At 58.0% G+C, this 6,999-nt stretch carries 7 protein-coding genes and 1 tRNA gene; 1 reads left to right on the top strand and 7 read right to left on the bottom strand.

The window, feature by feature from the left end:
- From IH971_10260 to IH971_10230, 7 genes are all read right to left on the bottom strand, one after another.
- Positions 1-474, bottom strand: a 474-nt coding sequence (locus IH971_10260) for an MFS transporter (protein MCH7498220.1), incomplete at its 3' end; no start/stop codon positions are given.
- 278 nt (positions 475-752) lie between these two features.
- Positions 753-1,019, bottom strand: a complete 267-nt coding sequence (locus tag IH971_10255; GenBank protein MCH7498219.1) for a hypothetical protein — start codon at positions 1,017-1,019, stop codon at positions 753-755.
- 230 nt (positions 1,020-1,249) lie between these two features.
- Positions 1,250-1,323: transfer RNA gene (locus IH971_10250), tRNA-Met, on the bottom strand.
- Between the two features lie 57 nt (positions 1,324-1,380).
- Positions 1,381-2,865, bottom strand: coding sequence for a leucyl aminopeptidase (locus tag IH971_10245; protein ID MCH7498218.1), 1,485 nt, complete (start codon positions 2,863-2,865; stop codon positions 1,381-1,383).
- A 46-nt stretch (positions 2,866-2,911) separates the two neighbouring features.
- Positions 2,912-3,250: a hypothetical protein gene (locus IH971_10240; protein MCH7498217.1), complete on the bottom strand. Its 339-nt coding sequence runs from the start codon at positions 3,248-3,250 to the stop codon at positions 2,912-2,914.
- A gap of 70 nt (positions 3,251-3,320) precedes the next feature.
- Complete coding sequence (locus tag IH971_10235; protein MCH7498216.1) at positions 3,321-3,746, bottom strand: PaaI family thioesterase; 426 nt, start codon at positions 3,744-3,746, stop codon at positions 3,321-3,323.
- 3 nt (positions 3,747-3,749) lie between these two features.
- Entirely contained in the window at positions 3,750-4,121 is a 372-nt protein-coding gene (locus IH971_10230) for a DUF423 domain-containing protein (GenBank protein ID MCH7498215.1), read from the bottom strand.
- A gap of 2,520 nt (positions 4,122-6,641) precedes the next feature.
- Here IH971_10230 and IH971_10225 point away from each other — a divergent pair.
- Positions 6,642-6,999 (top strand): NADH-quinone oxidoreductase subunit L (locus IH971_10225; protein MCH7498214.1); only part of this gene is annotated, 358 nt, incomplete at its 3' end.

Below are 6,999 nucleotides of genomic sequence, written 5' to 3'. Positions count from 1 at the left end.
TATCTGTTGATCAGCAGCAAGAGAGCGCCAAAACGCCAGACTCAGGCCGGCCACGATCCACCCAATCGTGCCCCAAACCCTGATGACGCCAAAATCTTTCTCCGTATCTTCCATGTTGATCATGGCAATTGAATTGGTCAACGCCAGCGTGGGCGCATACAGGAGACTATAAAATAACATTACCCAAATCATTATTGAGTAGTCGGTTATGGAGGCAACAAAGAGCAGGACCGCCCCCCCCGATAGTTGCAGGATGGCGATCAGCTTTTCCGAAGCGAAATAGCGGTCTGCGACCTGGCCTGCAATAAATGGGGAAATGATAGTCGCCAAGGGTAACAGGCTGTAAATCACTCCAACCTGAGTGCCGCTGAAGCCCAGATCGTTTTGCAGATAGGCCGATAACACCGGCGCCCATGATCCCCAAATGGCATATTGCAAAAACATCATCACGCTCAGACGCAGTTTGACGGTCATAACCTTATTCCAAAACAAATGTTTACGAAAACACCATGACATGCACTATTACGTGCACGTGGTCAGAGCAATGTGAGCTACTTGGGTCTAAAACTAAGAGACACATGTTGCGTTTCCAGGGCTTAGATGTCACCGAACAACCTTAACCTCCAGATGTATCATGCTGGAGTGCCTTCGTTACCTGGTCTTCCCAAATGGCGAGTACGGTGTGCTCCTCAAGATCTGGGAGTACATCGATGTCCTTCATCCACTCGAAAAATATATTACTCGGCTTATTTTCATTTTTTCCAACTACATGCGCACTTGGCGTGAATCCATGCTCGATGTAGCTGTGCCGAAAGATACCCAAGAAAATTACCGATAATACGCCCATCCAGTCCATACCATTCATCCGTATGAATCTCATCATCATGGCCTCCATTAAGGTTCGGGAGACGGAAAATCACACCATCGACCAGTGTCGGAATAGAAGAACATCTTCCTATTTCCAGCGGCAGATTCGATTCGATCGCGAATAATCCCCAACGCAACCGCATCTTTATCAACGTAGGTCCACAGGTACCCACGCATGGTCTGGGGAATTTTATCCATTGTAATCCTCCCTACCGTATGCGTCGTAAAAGCAATGTGAGCTACTTGGGTCTAAAACTAGGAGACACATTTCATGTTTCGAAGGTTTAGCTGACGCCTCATTTGAAGGCGCCCCACTTAACATTCCCCCGCTCCAACGCAAAACCCCCACCTCCCATTGTGAGAAAGCAGGGGTTACTGTCCGTAGCGGTGGAGGGACTCGAACCCCCGACACGCGGATTATGATTCCGCTGCTCTAACCAGCTGAGCTACACCGCCCAAGAAAAGTTAGCCCTTCAGGAGCGGGTGTGGCAACGACGGTCTCCCACCCGCCAGCTAGTCCGCAACCCGGTCTAAAATCAGCTGCACCACCAGTCGCACGGCCACGCCTGAGCCTCCACTGGGAATATAGGGCTGGTCTTTGTCCTGCCACGCGGTCCCGGCAATATCCAGGTGTGCCCACGGCGTCTCCCCCACAAACTCCTTCAGGAAAGCGCCGCCGGCGATGGTCCCCGCCAGCCGCTCGGTACCCAGGTTCTTCACATCGGCCACATCTGACTTGATGTCCTCGGTGTACTCATCCCACATGGGCAGCTGCCAGACCCGCTCGCCCGTCTTTTCACCAGCCGCCAGTACCTCGGCGATGAGTGCCTCGTCGTTGCCCATGAGGCCGCTGGCCCGGTGACCCAGGGCGACCAGCACAGCACCCGTAAGGGTGGCGAAGTCCAGGATGGCGCCGGGCTTGTGCTGGTCCACCACGTAGGCCAGGGCATCGGCTAGAATAAGGCGGCCCTCGGCGTCGGTATTGAGCACCTCGATGGTCTTGCCGTTGTAGGCGGTGACGATGTCGCCCGGTTTCTGGGCATTGCCGCCGGGCAGATTTTCGGTACTGGCGATGACCCCCACCAGGTTGATGGCCGGCTTCAGATGAGCAACAGCGTCCATGATACCGAGCACGGCAGCCGCACCGCTCATATCGAATTTCATCTCGTCCATCTTCGCCCCCGGCTTGAGTGAGATGCCTCCGGAGTCAAAAGTGATCCCCTTGCCAACCAGCGCCAGTGGAGGCGCGCCGGCTTTGCCGCCGTCGTACTCCAGCACGATGAATTTGGGGGGCTCGTGGCTGCCGCGGGCAACCCCGGCCAGGGCCCCCATGCCCTTGGCGGTGAACTGCTCCCGGTCCCAAACGGTGCAGCGCATTAGGGCTGACTTCGCGATGCGCTGGGCCTCCTTCGCCAGGAAGCTGGGGGTGGCGATGTTGGAAGGCTGGTTCTGCAAGTCGCGGGTCAAGCAGGTGCTGTTCCCAACAATGGTTCCACGCTCAACAGCGGCACCGGACGCCGGGCCATAGAGGCTGAGACGCTTCAGTTCCCGGCTGTCATCATCCTGCTTTTTGTGGTCCGTAAAGCGATATGAGCCCAAAATCAGCCCCTCAACCTGCGCCTGGCTGAGTTCATCTTCAGGTAGTTTGGCTGTAATGGCCAGCAGACCGCAGGTTGTCAGGTTGTGTTTCAGGGCTAGCCCCACCGCGGTGCCGGCGGCCTGGCGGGCTACCTCGGAGGTGAATTTATCCTCTTCTCCCAGTCCTACGAGGGCGACGCGGGCCGGCGTGCCGCCGGAGAACAGCACCAGGCTCTGGCCCCGCTTGCCCTTAAAGTCGCCGCCGGCCAGCACCTTCCCGATGAGACCGTCCAGTGCCCTGTCCACCGGTTTCACGCTGGCGGGAATGCCCGCATCCTGAAATAGACCGACAGCCAGAAAGTCAATGGGCTGACCGAGGTCGAGCTCCGCACGGTGGTCAACTTGCTTCACATACGACATGATTTTTCTCCCGATTGGTTTGGCAATAAACCCGCGGCAGAGGAGCTCACATCCCGCTGGAGTGATGACGGGTTGCCATGCCCACCACCACTGGCTCCGCGCGATCATCCAGAATTCGGTAGCGCAGAAAATCGACCGTGGTTCCTTCACGCTCGGCCCAGGCCTGGCCGTAAAGCCGCCCGTGGAGCGCTATCACCATCACGTCCATCGTGAACGACGTAAGTGGGCGTCCATCGACGGTTTTCGAATCGTTCGTACTCTTCGCAACCACGGCCCGCATGAGCCGGTGGGCGAAGAGCAGGACCTGCTCGGCAGGCTGGGTTGGCTCAGCACCCAGGTCTAACTCACCTTCGGCTAAGAAGGGCCCGGGGCGGGTGATAATCATGGGCAACTCGCCATACGAGGGAACCAAGTTACTCAGAGCCACGGAACCACGGCAAACGGAACTGCAGGCATCAACCTGTGCCGCGCACCCTGGTGAATTGGCCTTGCCCCGTGGCGATGAGGGTACCGCTTTCGTCGCGAATCTCGGCCTCGGCCACGATGTAGCCGGATGCCTGTGAGAGCACATTGCCCGTACCGGTGAGCGTTCCACCCGTAGCGGCGTCAAGGAAATGGGCGTTGAGCCGGCTGGTGGCGAACCACTGCCCTGCGCTGTCAGGCTTGTCGCTGTTGAGGTGGGTGAATACGGCCCGCCCCATGAGCGTGTCCAGCATGGTCATCAGAAATCCGCCGTGGGCTGTGCCGGCCCTGTTGAGATGGTGCGGCTGGAGCTGGGCGACCCCTTCAGAGAGGCCCGGCTCAGGGGAGGTCGTAACAATCCCCAGGTGATCGGTGAAATGTTGCTGCGCGCCGGGCTTGAATATGCTGGTTTTAGTCATCAATTAACTCTGCCAGGCGGCCGCGGCCAGCCCCAACCAGCCACCCAACAGCAGCAGCCCGCCCAGAGGCGTAACCGCTCCCAGCCAGCGCTTGCCGGTGAGCACCAGCAGGTAGAGGCTGCCACTGAACAGCACTGTTCCAGCGGCGAACAGCCAAGGCACAAGTCCCAGCAAACTCGGCGCGGCCGTACCACGCCACCCGATTACAAGACCGGTGATGGTGATGGCCAAGGCGTGGTACATATGATATCTCACCGCCGTCTCCCAGCTGGGCAATCTGTCCTGACCCACCCTGCGCTGCAAGGAGTGCGACCCAAAGGCCCCCAGTGCCACGCCCACAAAAGCGGTCAGCGCGCCCATGACGATCCAGTTCATGCAAGCCCCCTTGCGAGACACGGCCAGCACGCCGGGTGCCTGACCGGACCCGTGTCCCCGCTCCGGTCATAGCCCGATTCATTTCTAAGCATGATAGCCCCCTTCTTCCCCGTCTTTCGAACCAGCGCTGGCGCTGGGGTGAAGCGATCACTATGTGCTGACGCGGTCACGGATAGCCTGGCATCATGCGTGTTGGAATCAATTCTACGAGGGCTCACCATTCACGGAATCAGCTCGAATTTACGGCACGCGAGCTCGAGATGAGCGGCAAACTAGCCGCCCTGTAAGCCTCAAGAGGCAAGCGTTTGCCTGGAGCTCCGAAGTTGGCAGCCGTCATGAGCAGGAATTTGCGGGCTGTGGGATGACCCTAAGGAACCCCTACCCGACATCTAGGGGCCCACTTCCTGCGTAAATTATGCCCGCTAGGCGGCCGGAGGACAGCAATTAAAGTATAATTAACTGCTTACGCTGCGTGGACAAAAACTTGCGAAAAATGCTAAAGTTTTTGGCGGAACAACCGATATAGATGACAGCTAAAGTGCCCGTGGGAGAAAGTGCCCCCAAGAATGATTGGCCCGGTGATTTCCTCGCGACGATACGAAGCAGCACATGAACACAAACCCATTTTTGACCAACGCAACTCTCAAGAGGGAACTACCATGAAGTATTTGGTAAAATTCCAATTGGTGGCTATAACCATTATGGCCATGATTTCCACCGTGGCCTTCGGAGCAACGGTTGTGGCATCTCCTGCCCAGCTGCCCAAGGGCGCCTTCGTCAACGTCTCTGACGACCAGCACTTCTTTCAGACCCTGCTCATTACCCTGAACAACAACGGGGGGACGGCGTGGGCCGCCGGCGATGACATTATAATCACCCTACCCACAGAAATCCGCGTGGCGGATACGGACCTCGACCTGAACTTCACTAATGAAGTGTCGGTTTCAGCGACGTCTGCCGCGGCTGTGCTCCCCACCGTAGTGGCAGCCACGGCGGGTTCCATCACCCTGGACCTGGCAGCGGGTAACCTCGTGGCCGCGGGCGACATCTTTTTGGTCATCTTCCCCATTACGACGGATGATAGTCCGGTGGACAACAGCCCGGTCTATACGCTCACGTGGTTTGACGCCAGTGCCGTCGCCACGGCCGACCTGGAGGCCACAGATCCGACGGTAGAGGTCACCTTTGTGGATACGCTGACGCTGGTGGACTTCGCGGATGCCAACTGGGACGCCGGACTGAAGCAGAGCTCGAAGCGAGGGGACGTTTACCCCGACGTGTCTGGCGTGGTTGTCACCGCCCTTACGGACTTTGTGCCCGAGCAGGTATCCCTCGCTATTGACGTACAGATCAACGCGTCCTCAAACTGGTTGGGGATATCGATTCTGAACGGCACAGATGATGACTTTGTGAATCCGTTCTTTGCGAACCTTGCCCTTACCGGTGAAGTTGGTTACCGGCTATGGGCCTCACAGACTTCGCCTTTGCAGAGGGTTGCAGCGGGAACCGGCGACATCCCACGGCATAATTCCGACGACCTGGCGGTAGACGGTGCCCCCGAGGGTGCCACCTTTTTCGATTCCCAGACCCCATCCGGAGGCACCCTGCTAAACAGCCGGATTCTGGATGAGGGACTCTGGTACTTCTATGTTACTTCGTCCCTGTCAGCGGATTGGGTATTGGGTTCCAGTGATACCGTCGAAGTTCGGCATCAGCCCGATTGGTGCTGCAGCGACTACACCACCGGCTATATCGGTGATGAGTCGGGCATCGACTACGACGACGATCAGATCTTTGAGCCCACCGTGGATGACGACCAGAACACCATCACCCTGGAGTCGGGCGGCGCCATCGGTCGCGACGGCCTCTTGGCGGCTGCCAACAACATGGACAGTGTGCGGGTGTATTGGACCTTTGAAGACGTGGATGACAATGCCCAGGTGCACGTATTCTTCTCAACAATCAACAACCTGACGGACTCGGATGTCACGATTTCGGGCTCGGAGCCCAATGAAGTGGTGACCGGCTTGACCGGAGCCACCGAAGTGGATTCCACCAGAGACTATTTCGAGGAAGCGGCTGACAATTTCGTGACCTGGTATATCAACCCCTCCGCGTCAGTTTTTGAGACGGCCGCGGACTACGCCCTGTACATCGTCTCCAACGACGGCAAGACGCAGATTGTCGAGGAAGTCAGGGACTTCGACGCGGGCGGTGCCGTAACGGACCTGGTGGTGACGGTGAAGCACTTTCCTTCGCTTGTCTTCCACGATAATTACGGCGTAGCGTTGGCCTTCGACACCGCCGATGATGAAGTCTACATCATCAGTTGGGGTGAGACCGTGGACGGCGATAAGGACCCGGATGCAGGGGGAACGGCTACTATCGACCTTTACTATCTGAATGCAGCCACGGGTGTTCACGTTAACGTGTTCCCCGCCGCTGATAATACCGATGCCATCACCTCGATCCCGGTGACTTTTCTGCAGAACAACGCCACCCTGATCACGAGCCTCGTCGATGACGGCGATGAACGTGGTCGCCGTGGTCGGCGGGTTCACCGCCATCTTCGCAGCCTCGATGGCTCTGGTGACGAACGACATCAAGCGCGTCCTGGCGTACTCCACGATCAGCCAGCTCGGCTACATGATGCTCGCCCTGGGCACGGGAGCGTACGGGGCCGCGATATTCCATCTGTTCACCCACGCGTTCTTCAAGTCGCTCCTCTTCCTGGGCGCTGGCAGTGTCGGCCACGCGTCGGGAGGCACCTTCGACATGAGGTACATGGGAGGCCTGCGGAAGGTCATGCCCGTGACCTACGTGACGTTCCTGATCGGGGGCCGGGCGCTGGCGGGGATCTTCCCGCTGGCCGGCTTCT

The organism is Candidatus Neomarinimicrobiota bacterium, from assembly GCA_022560655.1.
GTDB lineage: Bacteria > Fidelibacterota > Marinisomatia > SCGC-AAA003-L08 > TS1B11 > JADFSS01.
This window is presented reverse-complemented; position numbering and strand designations above follow the sequence as displayed.